Source organism: Bradyrhizobium barranii subsp. apii, from assembly GCF_011516635.5.
Taxonomy (GTDB): domain Bacteria; phylum Pseudomonadota; class Alphaproteobacteria; order Rhizobiales; family Xanthobacteraceae; genus Bradyrhizobium; species Bradyrhizobium barranii.
Map to the genome: position 1 here is coordinate 7,918,864 of NZ_CP096255.1, position 23,637 is coordinate 7,942,500.

At 63.5% G+C, this 23,637-nt stretch carries 22 protein-coding genes (1 of these 22 only partly in view); 14 read left to right on the plus strand and 8 right to left on the minus strand.

From position 1 onward, the window contains the following. Positions 1–177 precede the first annotated feature (177 nt). Together HAP41_RS37990 and HAP41_RS37995 are read right to left on the minus strand one after the other, a co-directional pair. Positions 178–936: an SDR family NAD(P)-dependent oxidoreductase gene (locus HAP41_RS37990; RefSeq protein WP_166082383.1), complete on the minus strand. Its 759-nt coding sequence runs from the start codon at positions 934–936 to the stop codon at positions 178–180. A gap of 55 nt (positions 937–991) precedes the next feature. Continuing rightward, the gene (locus HAP41_RS37995) at positions 992–1,594 is read right to left on the minus strand and encodes a TetR family transcriptional regulator (RefSeq protein ID WP_166082377.1); all 603 of its coding nucleotides are present in this window, start codon (positions 1,592–1,594) and stop codon (positions 992–994) included. Positions 1,595–1,808: 214 nt separating this feature from the next. On the opposite strand from HAP41_RS37995, the gene HAP41_RS38000 reads away from it, so the two are divergent. Continuing rightward, entirely contained in the window at positions 1,809–2,981 is a 1,173-nt protein-coding gene (locus HAP41_RS38000; protein ID WP_166082374.1) for an acetyl-CoA C-acetyltransferase, read from the plus strand. A gap of 177 nt (positions 2,982–3,158) precedes the next feature. Continuing rightward, positions 3,159–4,703: an acyl-CoA synthetase gene (locus HAP41_RS38005; protein ID WP_166082365.1), complete on the plus strand. Its 1,545-nt coding sequence runs from the start codon at positions 3,159–3,161 to the stop codon at positions 4,701–4,703. A gap of 185 nt (positions 4,704–4,888) precedes the next feature. On the opposite strand, the gene HAP41_RS38010 is transcribed toward HAP41_RS38005, so the two are convergent. After that, on the minus strand, positions 4,889–5,431 hold the full coding sequence (locus tag HAP41_RS38010; protein ID WP_166082361.1) for a methylated-DNA--[protein]-cysteine S-methyltransferase: 543 nt from the start codon (positions 5,429–5,431) through the stop codon (positions 4,889–4,891). A gap of 138 nt (positions 5,432–5,569) precedes the next feature. Here HAP41_RS38010 and HAP41_RS38015 point away from each other — a divergent pair, with 138 nt between their 5' ends. Next, complete coding sequence (locus tag HAP41_RS38015) at positions 5,570–6,388, plus strand: alpha/beta fold hydrolase (RefSeq protein WP_166082357.1); 819 nt, start codon at positions 5,570–5,572, stop codon at positions 6,386–6,388. 2 nt (positions 6,389–6,390) lie between these two features. Then, a complete protein-coding gene (locus HAP41_RS38020) occupies positions 6,391–7,203 on the plus strand; it encodes an alpha/beta fold hydrolase (RefSeq protein ID WP_166082354.1) in 813 nt (270 codons plus the stop codon). A 169-nt stretch (positions 7,204–7,372) separates the two neighbouring features. Here HAP41_RS38020 and HAP41_RS38025 read toward each other — a convergent pair whose 3' ends face one another. Beyond that, a complete protein-coding gene (locus tag HAP41_RS38025; protein ID WP_166105549.1) occupies positions 7,373–7,828 on the minus strand; it encodes a carboxymuconolactone decarboxylase family protein in 456 nt (151 codons plus the stop codon). Between the two features lie 99 nt (positions 7,829–7,927). Between HAP41_RS38025 and HAP41_RS38030 the strand changes: the two genes are divergently transcribed. The 8 genes from HAP41_RS38030 (at position 7,928) to HAP41_RS38065 (ending at position 17,083) form a co-directional block, all read left to right on the plus strand. Beyond that, positions 7,928–8,797: a sigma-70 family RNA polymerase sigma factor gene (locus HAP41_RS38030; protein WP_166082351.1), complete on the plus strand. Its 870-nt coding sequence runs from the start codon at positions 7,928–7,930 to the stop codon at positions 8,795–8,797. A gap of 83 nt (positions 8,798–8,880) precedes the next feature. Further along, a complete protein-coding gene (locus HAP41_RS38035; protein WP_166082345.1) occupies positions 8,881–10,137 on the plus strand; it encodes a M20/M25/M40 family metallo-hydrolase in 1,257 nt (418 codons plus the stop codon). A 195-nt stretch (positions 10,138–10,332) separates the two neighbouring features. After that, positions 10,333–11,010: a GntR family transcriptional regulator gene (locus tag HAP41_RS38040; protein WP_063985762.1), complete on the plus strand. Its 678-nt coding sequence runs from the start codon at positions 10,333–10,335 to the stop codon at positions 11,008–11,010. A 141-nt stretch (positions 11,011–11,151) separates the two neighbouring features. Further along, entirely contained in the window at positions 11,152–11,952 is an 801-nt protein-coding gene (locus HAP41_RS38045) for a phytanoyl-CoA dioxygenase family protein (RefSeq protein ID WP_166082330.1), read from the plus strand. 141 nt (positions 11,953–12,093) lie between these two features. Then, positions 12,094–13,401: an NAD(P)H-dependent oxidoreductase gene (locus HAP41_RS38050; RefSeq protein ID WP_166082324.1), complete on the plus strand. Its 1,308-nt coding sequence runs from the start codon at positions 12,094–12,096 to the stop codon at positions 13,399–13,401. Between the two features lie 742 nt (positions 13,402–14,143). Further along, the gene (gene istA, locus HAP41_RS38055; RefSeq protein ID WP_166063394.1) at positions 14,144–15,685 is read left to right on the plus strand and encodes an IS21 family transposase; all 1,542 of its coding nucleotides are present in this window, start codon (positions 14,144–14,146) and stop codon (positions 15,683–15,685) included. Positions 15,686–15,701: 16 nt separating this feature from the next. After that, positions 15,702–16,463, plus strand: a complete 762-nt coding sequence (gene istB, locus HAP41_RS38060; protein WP_166063422.1) for an IS21-like element helper ATPase IstB — start codon at positions 15,702–15,704, stop codon at positions 16,461–16,463. A gap of 242 nt (positions 16,464–16,705) precedes the next feature. Continuing rightward, the gene (locus HAP41_RS38065) at positions 16,706–17,083 is read left to right on the plus strand and encodes a hypothetical protein (RefSeq protein WP_166082315.1); all 378 of its coding nucleotides are present in this window, start codon (positions 16,706–16,708) and stop codon (positions 17,081–17,083) included. A 188-nt stretch (positions 17,084–17,271) separates the two neighbouring features. On the opposite strand, the gene HAP41_RS38070 is transcribed toward HAP41_RS38065, so the two are convergent. Then, the gene (locus tag HAP41_RS38070; protein WP_166082290.1) at positions 17,272–18,357 is read right to left on the minus strand and encodes an SDR family oxidoreductase; all 1,086 of its coding nucleotides are present in this window, start codon (positions 18,355–18,357) and stop codon (positions 17,272–17,274) included. 291 nt (positions 18,358–18,648) lie between these two features. On the opposite strand from HAP41_RS38070, the gene HAP41_RS38075 reads away from it, so the two are divergent. Together HAP41_RS38075 and HAP41_RS38080 are read left to right on the plus strand one after the other, a co-directional pair. Next, complete coding sequence (locus HAP41_RS38075; RefSeq protein ID WP_063986726.1) at positions 18,649–19,740, plus strand: TRAP transporter substrate-binding protein; 1,092 nt, start codon at positions 18,649–18,651, stop codon at positions 19,738–19,740. 330 nt (positions 19,741–20,070) lie between these two features. Beyond that, the gene (locus HAP41_RS38080) at positions 20,071–21,162 is read left to right on the plus strand and encodes a TRAP transporter substrate-binding protein (RefSeq protein ID WP_063985767.1); all 1,092 of its coding nucleotides are present in this window, start codon (positions 20,071–20,073) and stop codon (positions 21,160–21,162) included. Positions 21,163–21,427: 265 nt separating this feature from the next. On the opposite strand, the gene HAP41_RS38085 is transcribed toward HAP41_RS38080, so the two are convergent. From HAP41_RS38085 to tnpC, 3 genes are all read right to left on the minus strand, one after another. Next, a complete protein-coding gene (locus tag HAP41_RS38085; RefSeq protein ID WP_166082267.1) occupies positions 21,428–22,015 on the minus strand; it encodes a hypothetical protein in 588 nt (195 codons plus the stop codon). Positions 22,016–22,273: 258 nt separating this feature from the next. Beyond that, the gene (locus tag HAP41_RS38090) at positions 22,274–22,876 is read right to left on the minus strand and encodes a plasmid pRiA4b ORF-3 family protein (protein ID WP_166055583.1); all 603 of its coding nucleotides are present in this window, start codon (positions 22,874–22,876) and stop codon (positions 22,274–22,276) included. Beyond that, positions 22,873–23,637, minus strand: partial view of an IS66 family transposase gene (gene tnpC / locus HAP41_RS38095; RefSeq protein WP_166055670.1) — the 3' portion only. 801 nt of this gene lie beyond the right edge of the window; the window shows 765 of its 1,566 coding nt (coding positions 802–1,566); its start codon lies off the right edge, out of view; the stop codon is at positions 22,873–22,875. The genes HAP41_RS38090 and tnpC overlap by 4 nt, the downstream gene beginning before the upstream one ends.

The following is a 23,637-nucleotide window of genomic DNA, read 5'->3' on the forward strand; positions in this document are numbered from 1 at the left end:
TGTACGTCGCGGACCAAGAACTCGCTTGGGTGAGGGGTCTGTCTCCGCGGAGAGAACCCCTCATCCGGCGCCATAGCCGATGCGAAGCATCGGCGTCCTTTTAAGGACGGCGGCCACAGGCCGCCTATGCCACCTTCTCCCACAAGGGGAGAAGGACGGCAGCGGAGTACGCCTCTACTACCGCGGCGCCATGCGAATTGCGCCGTCGAGACGGATGGTCTCGCCGTTGAGCATCGCGTTCTCGACGATGTGCACCGCGAGCGAGCCGTATTCCTTGGCATCGCCGAGGCGCGAGGGATGCGGCACCTGGGCGCCGAGGCTCTTGCGGGCTTCTTCATTCAGACCCATCAACAACGGCGTGAAGAACAGGCCGGGCGCAATGGTGTTGACGCGGATCTTCTGGCTTGCGAGGTCGCGCGCGGCCGGCAGCGTGAGGCCGACGACGCCGCCCTTCGAGGCCGAATAGGCGATCTGGCCGATCTGGCCTTCATAGGCGGCCACCGAGGCAGTGTTGATGATGACGCCGCGCTCTTCTCCGACGGGCTCGATCGTGACGAGGCGCTCGGCGAACAGACGCAGGCAGTTGAAGGTGCCGATCAGATTGACGTTGATGATGCGCGCAAACTTTTCGAGCGGATAGATGCCGTCGCGGCCGACGATGCGCTGCGAGCCGCCGATGCCGGCGCAGTTCATCAGCACGCGCGCGACGCCGTGTGCGGCTTCCGCCTTCGCGATTGCTGCCTTGATCTGCTCTTCGCTGGTGACGTCGGCATGAAGCGCGACGCCCTTCACTTCGGCAGCGACCTTCTCTGCATTGTCCTTGTTCTGATCGATCACACCAATCTTGGCGCCCTTGGCGGCCATGGCGCGCGCGGTCGCTTCACCAAGACCCGAACCACCACCGGTGATGAGAACGGCTACGTCTTTCAATTCCATGACAGGCTACCTTTCCTTGGGCGTTTCTTCTCTAGACTTGTACGTCTCGGCCGGATTATCCGGCCGCGGCAGCTTCCTCGGCTTGCGTGAGGATGCCACCGCAGATCAGCGTTTCCATGTGCTTGATGTATTGCCGGCAGACGTCATCGGTGACCGGACCGACGCCGGTCGCGCGAGACATCGCGTGCCGGCCAAAGAACAGGTGATCGCAGGCGCCGATCAGGCTGGTGTAGAACAGCACCGGATCGGTGGCACGGAACTCGCCGCGGCTGACGCCCTCAGTGAGCAGGCGCCGGTGGAAGTCCAGCAGCGGCGCGACGAAGAATTTTGAGACTTCGTCGGCAGAGCCTGCATTGGTCTCATGCAGCAGATAGTGAATCAGCCGGTTCATGTAGGGGAACCGGTAATAGGCGCGGATGATGCCGGCGATATGCAGCTTCAGCTTCGCCGTCGATGTGATCGGTTGCGCCAGCAGATATTCCAGGTTGGACATCTCGGTCGCGGCATCGCGCGCGAGCAGCGCCAGCAACAGGCCGTCCTTGTTGCCGAAATGATATTTGACCAGCGCGGCATTGGCGCCCGACTTCTGGGCGATGTCAGAGAGCGAGATCTCGATCGACGAGCGTTCGATCATCAGGTCGCTCGCGGCCACGAGCAATTTCTCTGCCGTGGAATTCTTTCCGCTGGGGAGCCTGTTCGGTACGCTGGTAGTCACGGAGTTCCCTGTTCTCGCCGCTTGAAGCGGCCGCAGATAAGCCGAAGCAGCGCCTCATCACAAGAGTTAATTGATCGATTGACTAAACGATATCGCGCCCATTAAATCCGCGCCGACAATCCAAACTCGATAGAGAACAATCCAGGGAGAGACCGACATGGCCGAGGCTTACATCGTCGCCGCTGCGCGTACCGCGGGCGGGCGCAAGGGGGGCCGCCTCGCCGGCTGGCATCCGGCCGATCTCGCCGCGAAGGTGCTGGACGAACTGGTCGATCGCACCAAGGTCGATCCTGCCCTGGTCGAGGACGTGATCATGGGCTGCGTGATGCAGGTCGGTGAGCAGTCCAACAACGTCGCGCGCAACGCGATCATGGCCTCGAAGCTGCCGGAGAGCGTTCCGGGCACCTCGATCGACCGGCAGTGCGGCTCCTCGCAGCAGGCGCTGCACTTCGCGGCGCAAGCCGTGATGTCCGGCACGATGGACGTGGTGATCGCCGCCGGCGTGGAATCGATGACGCGCGTACCGATGGGCTTGTCCTCGCAGCTTCCGGCCAAAAACGGCTTTGGCAATTACAAGAGCCCGGGCATCGAGGCGAAATATCCGAACATCGTGTTCAGCCAGTTCACCGGTGCCGAGATGATGGCCGAGAAGTACGGCCTCTCGAAGGATGACCTCGACGAATACTCCTACAACAGCCATCAGCGCGCGATCGCGGCAACGCAAGCCGGCCACTTCAAGAAGGAGATCGTGCCGCTCGAGATCACCCGCGCCGATGGCAGCAAGGACACCCACCACATCGACGAGGGCATCCGCTTCGACGCCACGCTCGACGGCATCAAGGGCGTCAAGCTGATTGCCGAGAACGGCAAGCTCACCGCGGCCAGCGCCAGCCAGATCTGCGACGGCGCATCCGGCATCATGGTCGTGAACGAGCGCGGCCTCAAGCAGCTCGGCCTCACACCGCTGGCGCGCATCCACCACATGACCATGACCGGCGGCGATCCCGTCATCATGCTCGACGCCCCGCTGCACGCGACCAAGCGTGCGCTGGAGAAGGCCGGCATGAAGATCGACGACATCGATCTGTTCGAAGTCAACGAGGCCTTCGCCTCGGTGCCGACCGGCTGGCTGAAGACCACCGGGGCCGATCCTGACAGACTCAACGTCAATGGCGGCGCCATCGCGCTCGGCCATCCCCTTGGCGGCTCCGGTACCAAGCTGATGACGACGCTGGTCCACGCCCTACACCAGCGCGGCAAGCGCTATGGTCTTCAGACCATGTGCGAAGGCGGTGGCATGGCCAACGTGACGATCGTGGAGCGGCTGTAAACTGCTGCTGCCACACTAACGGTGTCGTCCCGGCGAAAGCCGGGACCCATACCGCGAAATCTATCGATTGTGGTTGGTCGCAGTACCGAACGACAATCCTCTGCCAAACGACGCCCTGTGGTTATGGGTCCCGGCTTTCGCCGGGACGACATCTCGTGTGCCTTGGGACCTACGCTTATGACCCATCCGTCCGTCTACGCCAAAACCACGCCCGACAAGATCGCCTACCAGATGGCCGGGACCGGCAAGGCGATCACCTATCGCGAGCTCGACGAGCTCTCGAACCAGGGCGCAAACCTGTTCCGCTCGCTCGGCCTGAAGGCCGGCGACCACATCGCGCTCTTGATGGAGAACCGTCTCGCCTTCATGGAGATCTGCTGGGCCGCGCAACGCAGCGGGCTCTATTACACCGCGATCAGCCGCTATCTGAAGCAGGACGAGATCGACTACATCATCGGCGATTGCGGCGCCAAGGTCGTGATTACCACGCCGAAATGCGCCGACCAGATCAAGGCCCTGATCAAGGGGACCGCGGGCGAGCCGATCTTCTACATGGTCGACGAGCCCCAGCCCGGCTTCCGCTCCTACGACAAGGAAGCGTCCGCACAGCCGACAACGCCGATCGCGGACGAAGTCGCCGGCTACGACATGCTGTATTCGTCCGGCACGACCGGTCGTCCGAAGGGCATCAAGAAGGCATTCGAGGGCAACAAGATCGACGTGCCGAACGCCTTCCTGCGCGTACTCTGCGCCGACATGTGCGGCATGAATGCGGAGAGCACCTACCTCTCGCCGGCGCCGCTCTATCACGCGGCCCCTTTGCGCTTCAACATGATGGCGATCGTTCTCGGAGGCACCTCCATCATCATGGAGCATTTTGACGCCGAGGATTTTCTCAAGCTCGTCGAAAAGTACAAGGTCACGCAGTCGCAACTCGTGCCGACCATGTTCGTGCGCATGCTGAAGCTGCCCGACGAGGTCCGCGCCCAGTACAACGTCTCGACGCTGAAAGGCGCGATCCACGCCGCAGCTCCCTGCCCGGTCGACGTCAAAGCAAAAATGATCGAATGGTGGGGACCGATCCTGATCGAGTATTACGCGGGCTCGGAAGGCAACGGCGTCACCGTCTGCAATTCGAAAGAATGGCTGGAGCATCGCGGCAGCGTCGGCCGCGCCGTGGTCGGCAAGATCAAGATCCTGGACGAGAACGACGAGGAGCAGCCGGTGGGCGAGATCGGCACGGTCTATTTCGCCGATGCGCCGGTTTTCACCTATCACAACGATCCAGAGAAAACGAAGAAGGCCTACAACGCCAAGGGTTGGTCGACGCTCGGCGACGTCGGCTACCTCGACAAGGACGGCTTCCTGTTCCTCACCGACCGCAAGTCCTACATGATCATCTCCGGCGGGGTGAACATCTACCCGCAGGAGACCGAGGATGTGCTCATCACCCACCCTGAGATCGCCGACGTCGCCGTGTTCGGCGTCCCGAACGAGGAGATGGGCGAAGAGGTGAAGGCGGTGGTGCAGCCGCACGACATGAGCCGCGCCGGCAAGGCGCTCGAGGCGGACCTGATCGCCTACTGCAAGACGCGTCTCTCGGCGATCAAATGCCCGCGCTCGATCGATTTCGAAGCCGAGCTGCCGCGCACGCCGACGGGCAAGCTGGTAAAGCGACATCTGCGCGACCGGTATTGGCCGAAGATCGCGGCGAAGATTTAGTGCCCGCTCTTTCTTACCCTCCCCTGGAGGGGGAGGGTCGCTGCGCATGAAGCGAAGCGGAATGCGCAGCGGGGTGGGGTGACGGTCTATCCCAATCGCACACTGCCCGAGTGGAGAGATCGCCTCACCCCGCTCGCGCTGCGCGCGATCGACCCTCCCCCTCCAGGGGAGGGTAAGAGCAGCCCTCAATCGAACAAACTCGGCGTGTGGTTCACCAGCGCGCCTTCGATCTCGAGCATCTTCAGCTTCGTCACCACACCGCCATTCGCCGAGAAGCCGCCGGGCTTGTTGCCGGCAGCCAGCACGCGATGGCAGGGCACGACGATCGGGCACGGGTTGTGCCCGAGTGCCTGGCCGACATCGCGCGACAGCTGGACGCCGCCGAGCTGCTTGGCGATATCGCCATAGGTGATGGTCTTGCCGGGCGGGATAGCACGGGCGATCTCGTAGACGCCGCGGTTGAAGTCGGGCACGCCGTCGAGATCGAGCGGAATGTCGGTGAGATCATCCGGCTCGCCCGCGAGCAGTTTTGTGATGCGGTCGATCGCCTCTCGCACCTCGGCGGTCGGTTCGGCCTCGGTGGCGTCGGCATGGCGCTGGCTGATGCGGGTGCGGATCTTCTCCTCCCCGCCCATGGGCAGCTGCGTGCCGTTGATACCACGCGGGCCCCAGGCGATGGCACAGAGGCCGATCCTGGTGTCGAACAGGGCAAAATGCTGATCGGTCATGGCTTGGTTCCTGGCTTGCGTCCTTATCGCATGCCCCTATTGTGATCCATGCCCAAATCTAGGCTTGGAAATAGTTGCGATCCACCCGGTTTCCGGGAATCTTGCACAGGAGTTCCTGCCCCCTCCCGCGAGCCCCGAATGCAAAGCCTCCACGTCAACGGATACGACATGCCCTATCTCGACGTGGGCGAAGACAGGAGCCGGCCGCCGCTGGTCTGCGTGCATGGTTCGCTCAATGACTTCCGCGTCTGGGGCTGCTTGCTCGGACCGCTGACGCAGCGGCATCGGGTGATCGCCGTCAGCTTGCGGCACTTCTTCCCCGACCGCTGGGACGGCGTCGGCGACACCTATTCGATCGCCCAGCATGTCCAGGACGTCATCGCCTTCATCGAGAAGCTCGACCTCGGCCCGGTCGATCTGATGGGCCATTCCCGCGGCGGACACATCTGCTTCCGCGTAGCGCAGGCGCGCCCCGACCTGTTGCGGCGGCTGATCCTGGCCGAACCCGGTGGCGAGCTCGATGCGAGCCTCGATCCCGATTACGTCGGTGGCCCCTCGCCGCTGTTGGCACGGTTCACGGCCTCGGCCGCGAAGATCGCGGCCGGCGATGTCGACGGCGGCCTTGCCGTCTTCGTGGACACGCTGGAGGGCGCCGGCACCTGGCCGCGGCTGCCGGCGATGGTGAAGCAGAATCTGCGCGACAACGCCTATACCCTGATCGGGCAGGTCCGCGACAACCGCCCGCCGTTCTCGAAGGCGGATGCAGAATCGATCAGGATGCCGACGCTGTTCATCCTGGGCGCGCGGACCAAGGGCCTGCTGCCAAAGGTACTGCATGCGCTGGCTGCGCACGTGCCCTATTCCAAGACGGCGATCATCCCGAACGCGACGCATCCGATGTTCGAGCAGGCGCCGCAAAAATGCTCCGAACTGGTTCTGGATTTCCTGGCGAGCTGATCATGCAAAGCTTTCGCGTCAACGGTTACGACATGGCCTATCTCGAAGTCGGCGACGGCCCGCCGCTGGTCTGCGTGCATGGCACGTTAGGTGATTTCCGCACTTGGTATTCAGTGCTCGGCCCGCTGTCGAAGTCCCATCGCGTCATCTCGGTCAGCCTGCGGCACTTCTTTCCCGAGCATTGGGACGCCGTCGGCGACGACTACAAGATGGCGCAACACGTCGCGGACACGATCGCCTTCATCGAGCAGGTCAAACCCGGGCCGGTCGACCTGATGGGCCATTCGCGCGGCGGACACATCGCGTTTCGGGTCGCGCAAGCGCGGCCTGACCTCCTGCGCAAGCTGGTGCTGGCCGAGCCGGGCGGCGATCTCGACGCCAGCCTGCCGGTGCCCGAAGGCACGCCCGCGCATCCGCCGCTCGCCGCGAAGACGATACGCTCGGTCGAGATGATCCGCGCCGGCGATCTCGACGGCGCGCTGCAGAATTTCTACGAGGGCATCGAAGGCGACGGCTCGTGGCGGCGCGTGCCGGCGGCGGCGAAGCAACAGCTGCGCGACAACACGCTCACCTTCCTCGGCCAGATCGACGAGCAGCGCCGGCCCTACACGCTCGCTGATGCGCAGGCGATCAGGACCCCGACGCTGCTGATCGGCGGCGGCGCCACGATCGGCAGCCTGTCGGTGATGTGGCGCGTGCTGGCCGAGCACATCGCGGGCAGCAAGACGGCGGTGATCGAGAATGCCGGCCACTGGATGTTCGAGCAGGCGCCGCTTGAGTTCGGCGAGGTGGTGAACAGGTTTCTGGCGGAGTAGCTTTCTTTTTTCCTTCTCCCCTCTTGTCCGCCGAAGCCTTCAGGCGAAGGCGGATGTGGGAGAAGGATCACATCTGCAAATGAGTCTGCGGAGAAATACCCCTCACCCAAGTGAGTTCGTGTCTCCCAGCGGCGCCGCCCTCTCCCGCAAGGGGAGAGGGCACAGAAACTCACACCTTCCACACGCCCACCGGCATCTTGATCGTCGCATTCAGCCGGTTCCAGACGTTGATGGTCGCGATCGAGAGGATCAGGGTTGCGAGCTCGCGCTCGTCAAAATGCTTGGCGGCCTCGTTCCAGATCGCATCCGGCACCGGGTCCTCGCGATCCGCAAGGCGCGTGACGGCTTCGGTCAGCGCCAGCGCGGCGCGTTCGGCGTCGCTGAAATAGGGCGCATCGCGCCAGGCCGACACGGCAAACAGGCGCTCGTCGGTCTCACCCAGCTTGCGGGCGATCTTCGGATGCATGTCGACGCAGACGCTGCAGCCATTGATCTGGCTGGCGCGCAGGTGCACCAGTTCGAGGAGTTTTTCCGGCAGGCCCTGCTTGGTCAAATTGCCAAGGGACTGAAGGACATTCATGGCCTCCGGCAGGACCATGACCGGGTGGTTCATGCGGGCGTGCATCATCTTGCGTCTCCGTTTGAAAATTTCGACGGTTCCGGTCACATCGGCCGGATTGGCTTCGTCATGGGCATGACGGATTGCGATGAGGGAATGTGACCGATGACCCAGAAAAACTTCGAAGAAAATTTCCTCGGCCGCCAGTTCGAGGCCAGCAGGGACCATCTGCGCGCGGTCGCCTACCGGATGCTGGGTTCCAGCGCCGAGGTCGACGATGCCGTGCAGGAGGCCTGGCTGCGGGTCAGCCGTTACGACACGTCCGATGTCGCGAACCTGCGCGGCTGGCTGACCACCGTGGTCGCGCGCATCTGCCTCGACATGCTGCGCGCGCGCAAATCGCGCCGCGAGGACCCGATGGGCCCGCATGTGCCCGAGCCGGTCGACGAGACGCGGGAGCGCGAGGCGGAGATGGCCGATTCCGTCGGCGCGGCCCTCCTCGTCGTGCTCGAGACATTGCAGCCGGCGGAGCGGCTGGCCTTCGTGCTGCACGATATGTTCGCAGTCCCGTTCGAGGAGATCGCGCCGATCGTCGGACGCTCGGTCGACGCCTCGCGGCAGCTTGCGAGCCGCGCACGTCGGCGCGTCCAGGGTGCGCCGGTGCCCGAGGCGGACATCTCGCACCAGCGCGCGATCGTCGATGCCTTCCTCAGGGCTTCGCGCGAGGGCAATTTCGAGGGCCTGCTGGCCGTGCTCGATCCCGACGTCGTGTTCCGTGCCGACCAGGCTGCGATGCGGCTCGGCACGCTGCCGGAGATCCGCGGCGCGGATGCGGTCGCGCAGCTCTACAAGGGCCGTGCGCAGGCTGCACGGACGGCGCTGGTCGATGGCGAGATGGGCGTCGCTGTCATCTTCGGCGGACGTCTGCGCATCGCGCTGCGCGTGACGTTCAACGGCGACCGGATCGCGGGGATCGAGGCGGTGGCCGACGCGGACCAGATCGCGACAATGGAGGTGGAAGTGCTGGAGCGCTAGCGGGACGTGGCATCTGGACAGCCCGGATGTTACGCTGAAGTCCAATCGCGCGCGGTGCGCTCAAGACGCGAAAGGACGATTCCATGACAGCCCGCTTCATTCCCCTGCTCGCCTTGTCCCTGCTCGGCCTCGCCGCCGGCAGCACCATCGCGCTTGCGGCCGCCGACGAGAAGCTGAAAGCCGCGGCCGAGCAGGAGAAGGCGCCGCTGATCGAGACCCTGCACGACATGGTGATGATCGAAAGCGGCAGCAGCGATGCCGAAGGCCTGACGAAGATGGCCGAATTCACCGAAGCGCGCCTGAAGGCGCTGGGCGCCACCATCGAGCGGCGCAAGACCACCGCGGGTACGGGCGCCGACATGGTGATCGCCACCTTCCAGGGCACCGGGTCGCGCAAGCTGATGCTGATCGCGCATATGGACACGGTCTATCAGCGCGGCATCCTCGCAAGCGAGCCGTACCGTATCGACGGCAACCGCATCTACGGCCCCGGCATCGCCGACGACAAGGGCGGCATCGCCGTGGTCCTGCATGCGCTCAAGATCCTGAAGGACGCCGGCTGGCGGGATTACGCCAGGCTCACCGTGTCCTTCAATCCGGATGAAGAGGTCGGCTCGATCGGGTCGGGCGAGATCATCGCAGAGCTCGCCGACCAGCACGACCTCGTGCTCTCCTGCGAACCGACGGTGGCCGCGCCGATCGCCAAGAATGACGGGCTGCTGCTGGGCGCGAGCGGCACCGCCACCGCGAAGATGGAGGTGAAGGGCCGCGCCTCGCATGCCGGCGCCGCGCCCGATCTCGGCCGCAACGCGCTGATCGAGCTCGCGCACCAATTGCAGCAGACGAAGGACGTGGCGAAGTCGATCCCGGGCACGCAGCTGAACTGGACCACGGCGCAGGCGGGCACGGTGCGCAACCAGATTCCGGAAAAGGCCGAGGCCGGCGCCGACATCCGCCTGACCATCCCCGATGGCATCGCCAAATTGCAGGCGGCGCTCGACGCGAAGGTGAAGGACAAGTTCGTGCCCGACACCGAAACCACGGTGACGATCATTGCGGGCCGCCCGCCCTTCGTCGCCAGCGATCGCGGCCGCGCGCTCGCGCAGGAGGGGCAGGCGATCTATGCCGAGATCGACCGCAAGCTCGACATCGCCGAGATGACCGGCGGCGCCACCGATGCCGGCTATGCCAACCGCAGCGGCAAGGCGGTCGTGGTCGAGAGCTTTGGCCTCGCCGGCTTCGGCTATCACGCCCGGGACGAGTTCATCGACACCAACTCGATCGTGCCGCGGCTCTATCTGATGAGCCGGATACTGATCGAGCAGGGCAAGAAGAAGTAGGCGCCGGGGCCGGCCAAGCCATTTTGGCGAAAACAACCCCATGCACAGTAAACGGCCCTAGCGATATCAATAGCTTAGCGTACCCCAAAATGACGGCTTGAGGGGGCCACGAGGCCCATCTTGACGCCCTCCCCCTCCTGCGATACCTTCGAATACGGAATTCCGTATTCTCTTTTGTGTCTCGGCGCTGCCGGCGTGATCCCTCTCGACCCGCTCCCGAACCTGATCGACCAGGTCTATGCGCGGATCCTGGAGGCGATCTCCGACCGCACGCTTCAACCCGGCCAGCGCATCCGGCAGAACGAACTCGCCGACAAGCTCGGCGTGTCGCGCCAACCGGTGTCGCATGCGCTGCATCTGCTGCACCGGCAGGGTCTCGTCGCCGAGAGCGGCCGTCGCGGCTTTGAAGTCACCCAGCTCGACCCCTCGCGCATCCGCCAGCTCTACGAGGTGCGCGGCGCCATCGATGCGCTGGCCGCCCGGCTCGCCGCTCAGCGCGCCGCAAGCGACGCGGCGGGACGCGCGCGGCTGGACGCGGCCCTCGCCGCCGGACGCCGCATCGACCGCAAGACGTCGCTCGCCGAGCTGATCGTGCTCGACGTCGATTTTCACCGCGCGATCTATCAGCTCGCGGGCAATCCCGTGATCGAGGAGACGATCGCGCCGCAATGGCCGCATATGCGCCGCTCGATGGCGACGGTGCTCTCCGAGCTCGATTATCGCGGCAGCGCGTGGGCCGAGCATGCGACGATTGCCGGACACATTCTCGCAGGTGACGCGAAAGCCGCCGAGCGCGCAGCGCTGGCGCATGCGCAGACGGCAGGACGGATGACCGAGGAGAAATTGAGGGCGACGGACGAGGCGGCGGCGTAGCCATTTGCGCGCCCGCCGTCATGCCCGGGCTTGTCCCGGGCATCCACGTTCTTCTCGCGAACGTGGAGCAAAGACGTGGATGGCCGGGTCAAGCCCGGCCATGACGAGAGAAAACAACAAATCAAAGCAGGAGGACGACCCATGAAACTGTCTCAGGAGCAATTGGAGTTCTTCCACCGCGAGGGCTGGCTGTTCCTCCCCGAATTGTTCAGCCAGGAGGAGGTCGACTTCCTCGCGCGCGAGGCGGTCGGGATCTATGACGCGAACCGGCCCGAGGTCTGGCGCGAGAAGAGCGGCGCGCCGCGCACGGCGTTTGCCGCACATCTCTACAACGAGGCATTCGGCATCCTGGGCGCGCATCCGCGCATGATCGACCCGGTCGAGCAATTGTTCGGCGAGCCGGTCTACATGCACCAGTTCAAGATCAACGCGAAATCGGCCTTCACAGGCGACGTCTGGCAATGGCACCAGGATTACGGCACCTGGAAGCGCGACGACGGCATGCCGGAGCCGCGCGCGATGAACATCGCGATCTTCCTCGACGAGGTGATGCCGATCAACGGCCCCCTGATGCTGGTGCCGCGCAGCCAGGACGCCGGCGACCTCCAGGCCTCCCACGACCTTGCGACGACCTCCTACCCGCTGTGGACGCTGGACGAAGCGACCGTGACGCGGCTGGTCAAGCAGGGCGGCATCGTGGCGCCGACCGGCAAGCCCGGCGGCATGCTGATGTTCCACGGCAATCTCGTGCACGGCTCGGCCGGCAACATCACGCCCTACCCGCGCAAGATCGTGTACCTGACGCTGAACGCAGTCTCGAACTACATCCGCACACCGACGCGGCCTGAATACATCGCGCATCGCGATTTTGCGCCGATCAAGACGGTGGACGATGATGCGCTGGTGCGGCTGGCACGGGCACCGCGGCAAGCTGCGGAGTAAGTTCTCACTGTCATTCCGGGGCGCGCCTTCTTGGGCGCGAGCCCGGAATCCATACTCCCGATCGTGGTTATGGATTCCGGGCTCGACGCTGCGCGTCGCCCCGGAATGACGAGATTTGATTGTTGCGCTCAGGACATCCCCATGAACCTCTTCCGCCTCCTCCAGGCCCGCGCGTCCGCCGGCAAGCCTGTCCGTGTCGCGCTGATCGGTGCCGGCAAGTTCGGCTCGATGTTTCTGGCGCAGGTGCCGCACACGCCGGGGCTGGAGGTGCCCATCATCGTCGACATCGACCGCGACCGTGCGCGCGAAGCCTGCCGCACCGTGGGCTGGGATGCGGAGCGCATCGCGGCCACCGTGTTTACCGACGACGGCGCACGCGCCATTGCCGGCGGCGCGATGGATGTTGTCGTTGAAGCGACCGGCAATCCGGCGGTCGGCATCAGGCACGCACGCGCGGCGATCGCCGCGGGCAAGCATATCGTGATGGTCAATGTCGAGGCCGACGTGCTGGCGGGCCCGCTGCTCGCCGAGGAAGCGCGCAAGGCGGGCGTGGTCTGTTCGCTCGCCTATGGCGACCAGCCGGCGCTGACGGCCGAGATGGTCGACTGGGCGCGCGCCACCGGTTTTCGCGTGGTCGCAGCCGGCAAAGGAACAAAATATCTGCCGGCCTATCACGACGTGACGCCCGACGGCGTCTGGCAGCATTACGGCCTGACCGCGGGCGAAGCGCAGTCGGCCGGCATGAATCCGCAGATGTTCAACTCCTTCCTCAACGGCACCAAATCCGCGATCGAGATGGCCGCGATCGCCAATGCCTGCGGGCTCGACGTGCCCGCGAACGGTTTGCTGTTTCCACCCTGCGGCGTCGACGATTTGCCACACATCATGCGGCCGCGCGAACGCGGCGGCGTGCTGGAGCGGTCGGGCGTGGTGGAAGTCGTCTCCTCGCTCGAGCGCGACGGCCGGCCGGTGTTTCGCGATCTGCGCTGGGGCGTCTATGTCGTGCTGGAGGCGCCGAACGATTATGCCGCCGATTGCTTCAGGCAATACGGCCTGAAGACCGACGGCAGCGGACGCTTCGCGGCGATGTACAAGCCGTACCATCTGATCGGGCTCGAGCTGAACATCTCGATCCTGTCGGCGGCGCTGCGGGGCGAGCCGACCGGCCAGCCCTATGGCTTCCGCGGCGACGTCGCCGCCGTGGCCAAGCGCAATCTGCGCACCGGCGAGATGCTGGACGGCGAAGGCGGCTACACGGTTTGGGGCAAGCTGGTGCCTGCGGCCGCGAGCCTCGAGGCCGGCGCGTTGCCGATCGGGCTCGCGCATCGCCTCAAGTTGAAGCACGACGTCGCCTATGGCGAAATCGTGCGCTGGAGCGACGTCGAGTTCGACGCCAGCAACGAGACGATCAAGACGCGAAAGGTAATGGAGACGGCATTCGCGAAATAGCGACTAGAACTGCCCCGGTTGAGCGGGTGGACTGGGCCAATCCGATCGCAAATTGTTCGGATTATTCCTTGCGAACAAGTCCTGCCTTATAACGCCGCTCGGGCCGGCATCAATTGATGGTGGCATTCCGCGAACATGACGGGTTGGCGCGACCATGACGCCGGTCCGAACGACACAATTGGCGGGATAGCCGACGTGTTGGCAGTAAGTTGCAGCACTCGCGCCTGCATTGCTTCCAATTGAGAAGCCAATAATTAGCGACGCTGACAAGGCAATTGATCGCTTCATTCTTGCCTCCTGTAGCTGATCCACGGGAGAGAATTATAGATGAAGTGTAGCTATGCCAAAGCGGTGAATGTTGAACCTTGAGTTCGGCTTCTCGATCAAAAGCCGGCATCGGCCGCAGCCCGCGCCATGTCCAACCGTATGCGGACTCATGATCGCAGCAGGTTGCGTCCTATTCGACCACGATGGCGTTGGCTTCGGCCTCCTCGAAATTCTTGCGCTGGTCACAGCGATTGATAGCCCCGAGAAGCCAATGGCCGGGCCGAGCAGTGTCAGGATGGTGGTGCATGTTTCGCGGGATCGTGAGCACGGATTTCAGGGGATCGTGAGCAGAGATTTCAGACGATCGTGAGCACGGATTTCGCGGGATCGTGAGCAGCTTTTCAGCAACTCAGCCCGCTTCGGCCGACAACTCAACCGGCTTAGGAACTGCCTCGTCAGTGAACGAGGAAGGCCGATGCCCACCCAGAGATTGTCGATGCGCCGGATCAAAGAGGTTCTCCGCTTAAAACATGTTCAAGGCTTGCCGGAGCGAGCCATCGCGCGCACCTTGGGCATCAGCAACGGCGCCGTGCACAGCTATCTACGCCGAGCCGGGGCTGCCGGGCTGAAGTGGCCGTTGCCGGCCGGAATGAGCGACGAGGACCTGGAGCTGCTGCTTTTCCCGGCGCCGAGGCCTGCGTCGCAGAGCCCCCAGCGGGCCGTTCCCGACTGGGGCTATGTCGACAAGGAGCTGCGCCGACGCAACGTGACCCGTCGGCTGCTGTGGGACGAGTATCGCGCCACCCATCCCGATGGCTTCGGCTACACCTGGTTCTGCACGACGTACGAGGCCTGGAAGGGGCGAGCCCGGCCTTCGATGCGGCAGACGCATCTGGGCGGCGAGAAGGTTTTCGTGGATTTCGCCGGCGACACCATCGACGTCATCGATCCCTCAAACGGGGAAGTGCAGTCGATGAAGCTGTTCGTCGCGGCGATGGGCGCCTCCAACTATACCTATGCCGAGGCCTGTCCAAGCGAGGGGCTCGCCGACTGGATCCGGGTCCACATCAATCTTTTCGCCTTCCTCGGCGGCGTGCCGACATTCGTAGTCTGCGACAATCTCAAGGCCGCCGTCACCAATCCCGACCGCCACGATCCCGGCCTCAACCGAACCTATGCCGAGATGGCGAGCCATTACGGCACGGCCATTCTCGCAGCCCGGCCGCGGCGCCCAAAAGATAAGGCAAAGGTCGAAGTTGCGGTGCAAGTCGCCCAGCGATGGATTCTGGCGCGGCTGCGCAACCAACGCTTCTTTTCGTTGGCGGAGCTGAACGCAGCCATCAAAACACTCGTCGTCGAACTCAATGCAAGGCAGATGCGCGACTTTGGCGCCAGTCGCGCCGAACTGTTCGCCGAGCTCGACAAGCCCAAGCTTACAAAGCTGCCGGACCAGGCTTACGCTTTCGCACGCTGGAAGCGATGCCGGATCGGCCCCGACTATCATATCGAGATCGATGGACACTGGTATTCCGCGCCGTATCGGCTCATCCGTGAGCTTGTCGACGCACGCATCGATGACAGAACGGTCGAGATCTTCCACAACGGCCGCAGGATCGCCAGCCACGCCCGCGCGCCCAACCGGCGGGGCCACACCACCATCGCCGACCATATGCCCAGCGCCCATCGGCGCTACGGTCAATGGACGCCCGCCGGAGTGATCGTCGCCGGCGAGCGGATCGGTCCGTCGACCGCCGCCTTCTTCCAGGCCGTGATCGCGGCCCGGCCGCATCCCGAGCAAGGCTTTCGCACCTGCCTCGGCATTCTGTCACTGGTCAAAAGCTACAGCGCGGAGCGCGTCGAAGCGGCCTGCCGGCGCGGCATTCTGATCAAGGCGCGATCCGTCGCCTCGATCCGCTCCATCCTCCAGAACGGTCTGGATCGTACCTTTCTCGACGAGCCCTCCGAACACCAACCCCTGCGCCACGGCAACATCCGCGGCCGCGATTATTTTCACTGAAGCCAAGGAGACCTGTATGCTCAACCATCCCACCCACGAACGCCTGATCGAGCTCGGCTTGAGCGGCATGGCCAAGGCCTTCGAGGAGCAGCGACGATCGCCTGATCTCGAAGCCTTGCCGTTCGAAGATCGCATCGGCCTGCTGGTCGACCGGGAAGCGGCGGAACGCGACACCAGGCGGCTCACCACGCGCCTCAAGCTGGCCTCGCTCCGCCAGAATGCCTGCGTGGAGGACGTCGATTTGCGCACGCCGCGGGGTATCGACCGGGCCGTCTTCGCCAAGCTCGCCAGCGGCGACTGGATCGATCGCCACGAGAATTTGCTCATAACCGGGGCGACCGGATTGGGCAAAAGTTGGTTAGCCTGTGCCCTCGGCCACAAGGCCTGCCGAGATAATCGCTCGGTCCTCTATCACCGCGTCCCAAGATTGTTCGAAGCGTTGGGGCTCGCGCGGGGCGATGGACGTTATGCCCGCTTGCTCAAAACCCTTGGCCGCGCCCAGGTTCTGATTTTGGATGATTGGGGATTGTCGGTGCTCACCGCTGCCGAGCGGCGCGATCTACTGGAAATCCTTGACGATCGCCATGGCCGCTCCTCCACCATCGTAACCAGCCAACTCCCTGTGGACACATGGCACGAAGTTATCGGAGATCCCACGCTAGGCGACGCGATTCTGGATCGCCTCGTCCACAACGCTCACCGCCTCCAGCTTGCTGGCGAAAGCATGCGAAAACGCAACGCCAAAACCATCACCCTTGACGAGCAGCCAGAACGCTGACCCTATCACCGCCTCGGCCGGAGCGAGGCTGCTCACGATCGTCTGAATTCGGCGCTCATGATCGCGCGAAATCGCTGCTCACGATCACTGAAATATGCATGGTGGCGAAGAATGACACCGGGATGCTCGTTCTGTTCGTGCTCGCCGAACGTGTCACGTCGATTTGATGTTTTGCGCGCAAAAAAACCGGGTACTGACACACGTGGCATCTTGCACCACGGTCCAACCGTAAGGAGCAATCCATGATAAATCTGAAAATTCTTGGTGCGGTCGTTGTTGTGGCATCTGCCCTGTCCAGCTCTGCTGTACAGGCGCAGTGGTACAACTCCAATCCGGACGCATGCCAAGCTGAATTCGCCAGCTGCACGGGTCTTGGAACGGGGACCACCCCCGACTATCGAGTTCGGCCATCAACTCGGCGAACGGCATATCGCCAGCCAGCAGCAGCGGACGCGACTGTCGGCAGCTGGGGCAATTCCTACGCCATGTCGCCCGGTATGTCGTACGGCGGGATGGGCTGGAACGGCAGCTGGAGTACGTATGCTGCCCGCAACGGCATCGTCTGCCGGCCCGGCACCTATTTCAAGGGTAGCGACGGCCTCCAGCATCTCTGCCAGTAGGTCATCTGCTCTGACGTTAAACAGCTCAGGCGGCCCCAAAGGGGCCGCCTGTTTTGTGCTGGCTTGTGGCTCTCGCCGAGAATTAGCATCCAGATCGCGCGGTGGGTGCACGACTGGGTGTAGGAACGGCCCCGACCTCCGGCCCTGCAAGCGGGAGAGGGAGCGCACTGCCTTCGTAGTAACGATCTCTATGGAAGCAGCTGGCTATCTTTGGCTTGCTTGAACCACTTCCGGAACATGTCCTCGGTGTCCATCATCTCGGTGAAGCCGGCGCGGTTGATCTTCACGGTCGAGACGATCGAGGGCGGACCGGACTCGGTCTGGCCGTAGCGCATGCTGTAATCGGCGTATTGGAACGACAGGCCGACGAAGTCGGCGAGGTCCGGCGACACGAGGTCATGCTTGCGTCGCAACGCGTCCCAAGAAGAGACCCAATTGGGAAACTCCTTGGCGAGCGATAGCGGGATCGGCTTGCCGGGCTTCATCTCCAGCGCGTCGGCCACCGCGGGCCAGATGTTTTCCCAGGTGAAGACATCGCCATTGGTGACGTTGAAGGCTTCGTTCTGTGCCGCCTTGGCCTCGCCCGACCAGGCGATCGCGCGCGCGAGGAGATCGACGTCGACGGCCTGCGCCACCCGCGCGGCGCCGCCGGGAAAGTCGAGGGGCCTGCCCTGCTCGCGCAGCATCGCGGCATAGACGCCGAGCGGCGGGATCAGATCCATGGCGCCCCCCATGGCGAGGCCGACGATCAGAACGGGGCGCAAGATGCTCCAGTGCCAGGCTTTCCCGGCCTGGAGCTCGCGCAGGAAATTTTCCTGCGCCCAATAAAAGTTGGGCTGCTCGTACATCTCGGAGCGGCCTTCGCGCGCCGGCACCGTCAAGGGGCGGACGTGAACGCCATAGGCCTTGGTGCCTTGCAGCAAGGCGACATGCTTGAGGTCCCGCGCGACCGGCTCGAGCGCGGCCATCAAATTGCGCAGCATCAAATCGTTGGTCTTGATCTGCTGCGGATCGCGCCAACCATCGACGAGCTGTGGCGCCTCGTAGAGAGCGGCGTAGATCAGGTGGGTGGCGCCCTGAAGCTCGGCCGCGGCACGGCGGCAATCGGCTTCGCTGGTAAGGTCGATCGGGACGTGGCGGGCGCCATAGAGGTCGCGCGGCTTGCGTCGCGACAGCGCCACAACTTCTGAAGGCTCGGATGTGCCGAAGTGTCGCAACGCGGCGTTACCGACGAGACCGGTTGCCCCAGCGACCACGACCTTTTTGCCCGTCATGCGCGAGCCTCCCTTGTTATTGCCTAATCGAGTAGCAGATCGCTGATGGTTCCGACTTGCGTCTGGCCCGCGTTCGCACTTGCGAGGAAGGCATCAGGCTTGATTATCGCAGGGCGTCCGGTCATCCTTGCTGACGGAACCGCAACGCTCGGCTTCCAGCAACAAGAGCCCATCAGGGCCATTCGGAAACGCTCAACAAATCTCAACAAGAGAACGTCGATCCTCGACGAAGACAAGACGACAGCAAGATCGTTCCCTGGTCGATGCATCGACGCAATGGAAGGGATGCGCATGAAACGTCGTGATTTTCTGAAGGTGACAGGCGTCGGCCTGGCCGCGAGCACAGCAGTGGCTGCGCCCGCGATCGCGCAGTCGTCGCCCGAGGTCAGGTGGCGCTACGCCACGAGCTGGCCGAAAGCCCTCGATACGCTCTATGGCGGCTGCGAATATTTCTGCAAGCAGGTCGCCGACATTACCGACAACAAATTCCAGATCCAGCCTTTTGCGGCGGGCGAGATCGTCCCGGGCCTGCAGGTGCTCGACGCCGTGTCGAACGGCACGGTCGAGATCGGCAATACCGCGCTTTATTACTATTGGGGCAAGAACCCCGCATTCACGTTCGCAACTGCCCTCCCGTTCGGCTTGAACACGCGCCAGCAGATTTCCTGGTTGCTGTGGGGCGGCGGACAGGATCTCGTCAACGACCTCCTGAAGGAGCACAACGTCTACGGCATCCCCACCGGATCGACCGGCGCGCAGATGGGCGGCTGGTTCAGGAAGGAGATCAAGACGGTCGATGACCTCAAGGGCCTGAAGATGCGTATCGGCGGCTTTGCCGGCACGATCCTCGCCAAGCTCGGCTGCGTGCCGCAGCAGCTCGCCGGCGGCGACATCTATCCGGCGCTGGAGAAGGGCACCATCGACGCGGCCGAGTGGGTCGGTCCCTATGACGACGAGAAGCTCGGCTTCGCCAAGGTCGCGAAGTACTACTACTATCCCGGCTGGTGGGAAGGCACGAGCCAGGGCCACAACATCATGAACATCGAGAAGTGGAACGCGCTGCCCAAGCACTATCAGGCGGCGATCGACGCGGCGTCACGCGACACCTTCACCTGGATCACCGGCAAGTACGATGCGGTGAATGCTCCGGCGCTGAAGCGGCTGATCGTGAACGGCGCGATCCTCAGGGGCTTCCCGCAGGAAGTGCTCGAGGCCTGCTACAACACCGCCAACGAGATCTATGCCGACCTGTCCAAGACCAATCCGCATTTCGGCAAGATGCATGCGAGCATGACCGCGTTCAAGAATGACTCGTTGCCTTGGACGCAGGTGGCCGAGCTGAGCTACGACAGCTTCATGGCGCGGATGCGGACCAAGACGTGAGGCGCTGAGCGGCTCACACGACTAAAGACGGAGAAGCCCCGGAGATGCTGCCATCTCCGGGGTTTTACGTGCTTTGGTTCTGGTTTCGGACCAAACCTGGTTGTCCCCATCGGCTTCGCAACTGCGAGCGTTCCGACGACGCTTGATTATCGCAAGGCGACCGGTCATCCTGATGGGCGGAACCGCAACGTACGGGATCCACAAAGAGCCCTAAAGGGCCGTCGGACACACTCACACCTTCACCAAAGACAAGTTCGGTTCTCGGCGAAGCAAAAGACGACACGAAGATCGTTCCCTTAGTCGAGCAATCGGCACAACGGAGGGATACGCATGAAACGTCGTGAATTTCTAAAAGTGACAGGCGCTGGCCTGGCGGCAAGCACAGCGGTTGCTGCGCCGGCCATCGCGCAATCTTCGCCGGAAGTGAGATGGCGGCTCGCCGCGAGCTGGCCCAAGGCGCTCGATACGCTGTATGGCGGCTGCGAATATTTCTGCAAGCGCGTGGCCGAGGCCACCGACAACAAATTCCAGATCCAGCCGTTCGCGTCCGGCGAGATCGTGCCGGGCCTGCAGGTGCTCGATGCCGTCTCGAACGGCACGGTCGAGATGGGCAACACGGCGCTGTATTATTACTGGGGCAAGAACCCCGCCTTCACGTTCGGCACCTCGCTGCCGTTCGGACTGAACACGCGGGCGCATATTTCCTGGCTGCTGTTCGGCGGCGGCACGGAAATGCTCAACGACCTGCTGAAGGAATACAACACGGTCGGCATTCCCACCGGCTCGACCGGCGCCCAGATGGGCGGCTGGTTCCGGAAGGAGATCAAGTCGATGGAGGATTTCAGGGGACTGAAATTCCGCGTCGGCGGCTTCGCCGGCACGATCATCGCCAAGGTCGGCGGCGTGCCGCAGCAGATCGCGGGCGGCGACATCTATCCGGCGCTGGAGAAGGGCACGATCGACGCCGCCGAATGGGTCGGGCCCTATGACGACGAGAAGCTCGGCTTCGTGAAGGTCGCGAAATACTATTATTATCCGGGCTGGTGGGAAGGCACCGGCCAGGGCCACAACGTCATAAATCGCGACAAGTGGAACGCGCTGCCGAAGCACTATCAGGCCGTGGTCGAGATGGCCTCACGCGATACCTTCACCTGGGTCACCGGCAAATACGACTACGTCAACCCGTCTGCGTTGAAGCGCCTGCTGGTGGCCGGTGCGGTCCTGAAGCCGTTCCCGCAGGAAGTCCTGGAGGCCTGCTACAACGCCGCCAACGAGATCTACGCCGATCTCAGCAAGACCAATCCGCACTTCAACAAGATGTACACGAGCCTGTCGGCGTTCAGGAACGAGTCGCTCGCCTGGATGCAGGTCGCCGAGCTCAGCTACGACAGCTTCATGATGCGTATGCGGACGCGGACGTGAGATAGCGGCTGGCGCAGCTGACCTGAAAACGACGAAAGCCCCGGAGATGTCTCCGGGGCTTTTTGTTTCGGGATCAAGAGCGCGATGAGGCGAGAGCCCGAACCACACCAATGGTGTCGTCGCCCAGCTTGACCGGGCGATCCAGTATTCCAGAGGCCCATATTGGAGAGCTCGCTCTCACCACATCCGCTGCGGCGTACTGGATGCCCCGGTCGAGCCGGGGCATGACAGCTGTGGGTGTGGCGCACGCTTGCCGTAATAGCGCTCAATTCTGATCGTCGCCCAACGCGGCAACCAGCTTGTCGTAGTACTTGCCGACCAGATCGATGTTGGCCTTGTTCTCGACCTGCGGCGCCGGCGTCTTCAGCGCTTCGTTGAGCTCGTCGAGCGCTTCCTTCTTGTCCTTGGCCGGCATCTTCTTGTCGGCCTGGACCTGCGCGATCTGCGCCTTGATGACGGCTTCGGTGCCGACATATTTCTTGGTCGCGGGATCGAAGCCGCCGAGCACGAGGCTGATGTTGTCGACGACGTTGTTGTAATCGTCATAGCCGGCAAAGCCGTTCTTCTTGGCAACGCCGTCGAGCTGGCCGATCACCTTCTGGTCGGGCGCGGTGTTCTCCGGCAGCTTTTCCGTGATCGCATCCATGTCCTTCTGCGCGGCGAGCACGCCGTCGAGCTGCTTGTCGGTCAGCGCGATCTGCTTGAGGCTAGGCGCCTGCGCGGGCGCCGCCTGCGGAGCCGGCGCTGCCTGCTTGGCTTGCGCGAACGCGGCGCCGGAGGAGCCAAGCGATGCGGCGGACAGAAGGCACGCGACGCCGAACGCGGTGAGGGCGGGACGAAGCAATGCTGGCATGGGAGTCTCCTCCTGAAGGGGATGGTTGGTGTTGTCAGCGGAAGGTCTTGGCGATCGAAGGTCTCGACGACGGAAAAACTAGGGAGCCTGGAATGAACTGCGCATGAACTCCGCTTGCGTCTGCTAAGGGCCGATCATGGCTGAATGATCACAACCCTGTGGTGGCTCGTGCGATCACCAAACATTGTTCTGCATGCAATCCATCTGCTTGCCGACCGTAAGCGTAGCTCTGCGGCCCTTTTGAATGGCGCTTGACGCCTATTTTGTTCGCGTGGCGCGTCGCCGCGGCTTCCTTGTGTCGGACAACGCGTTGACGGCGGCTTCGAGTGCCTTCCGGTCGACGACGTTGGGATCGAACCGCTCCGGGCCCCAGAGGCGCATGTGTCCGTGCTCGGGATGGGCGGGGTCGCTGATGGCGGCGAGGTATTCGGCATAGCCTGGCGCACCGCCGACGTCTTCCGGAGGACAACGACCGGCGGCCTCGAGCAGGAAGGGAAGCCCCTCCGTCGTGGTGTTCTCGAACCATTTTTCGAGCTTGATCACATGGTCCCAGCTGTCGCCGAAGTCATAGAGATAGTGGATCGTCTTGGCGCCGGTCTCGCGAACGATATCGCACAGCCGCGCTTTGCGGGCATCCATGGGCTGGTGACCGTAATCATTGTCGGGGTCGGGAATCCCCCAATGTGCCTCACCAGCAAAGAACTCGAAGAGGTGACTGTTCGTCCAGCCGAATGCCTCCTGAAGCGTCAGATGCAGCCGATCAAGGCGCAGGGTGACGGGTACGACAAGGCGACGCATCACCTCCGGCTTCACATCCTTGAGGGTCACCTTGATCCGGACCGCGGTCGTGTTCAGGCTCATGCCGCCAGCCTCGGATCGCGTGTATGCATCGTATAGGTCGACGCCCAGGGAAGCAGTTCGTCCAGTCGCGCTGCAGGCCAACCATTGACGAGCTTGGCGAGAACGTCAGCGAGCCAGTGCTCGGCACTGACGCCATTGAGCTTACAGGTCTCAATGAGCGAAGCCAGCAATGCCCAATTCCCGGCGCCTTCGTCGCAACCGGCAAAAAGAGAGTTCTTGGCGTTGAGCTTGATCGGTCGCATCGCACGCTCGACAGCATTCGTGTCCATTTCGATGCGCCCATCATCAAGATAGAGCGTCAGGCCGTCCCAATGACGTAGTGCATAGCGCAAAGCCTTCGCCGTGTCGCTCTTCTGCGCAAGGTGATCGAGCTTGGCCTCAAACCACTGCTTCAAGGCTGCAACCAGAGGCCGGGTATGCGCTTGTCGGCCAGCACGGCGCTCGTCCGCAGATCGGCCGCGGAGGGCCTTCTCGACCGCGTAAAGCTGGGCGATGCGCTCAAGAGCCTCGCGGGCAACCGGAGCTGGCGCAGGCGCAGCCTCCCGCTCGATCTTCACAAACTGGCGCCGCAGATGCGACCAGCAGAAGGCGAGCGTCCCGGACAGGGCGTCCGCACGCGTCTCTCGGGTCATGGTCTTGTAAGCCTGATAGCCGTCGCAGTGGATGATGCCGCGATAGCCCTCCAGCAGCCGCAAGCCATGAACGGCGCCGCGGCCCGGTGCATAGGCATAGACTACCCCAGGCGGATCAGGTCCGGCCCA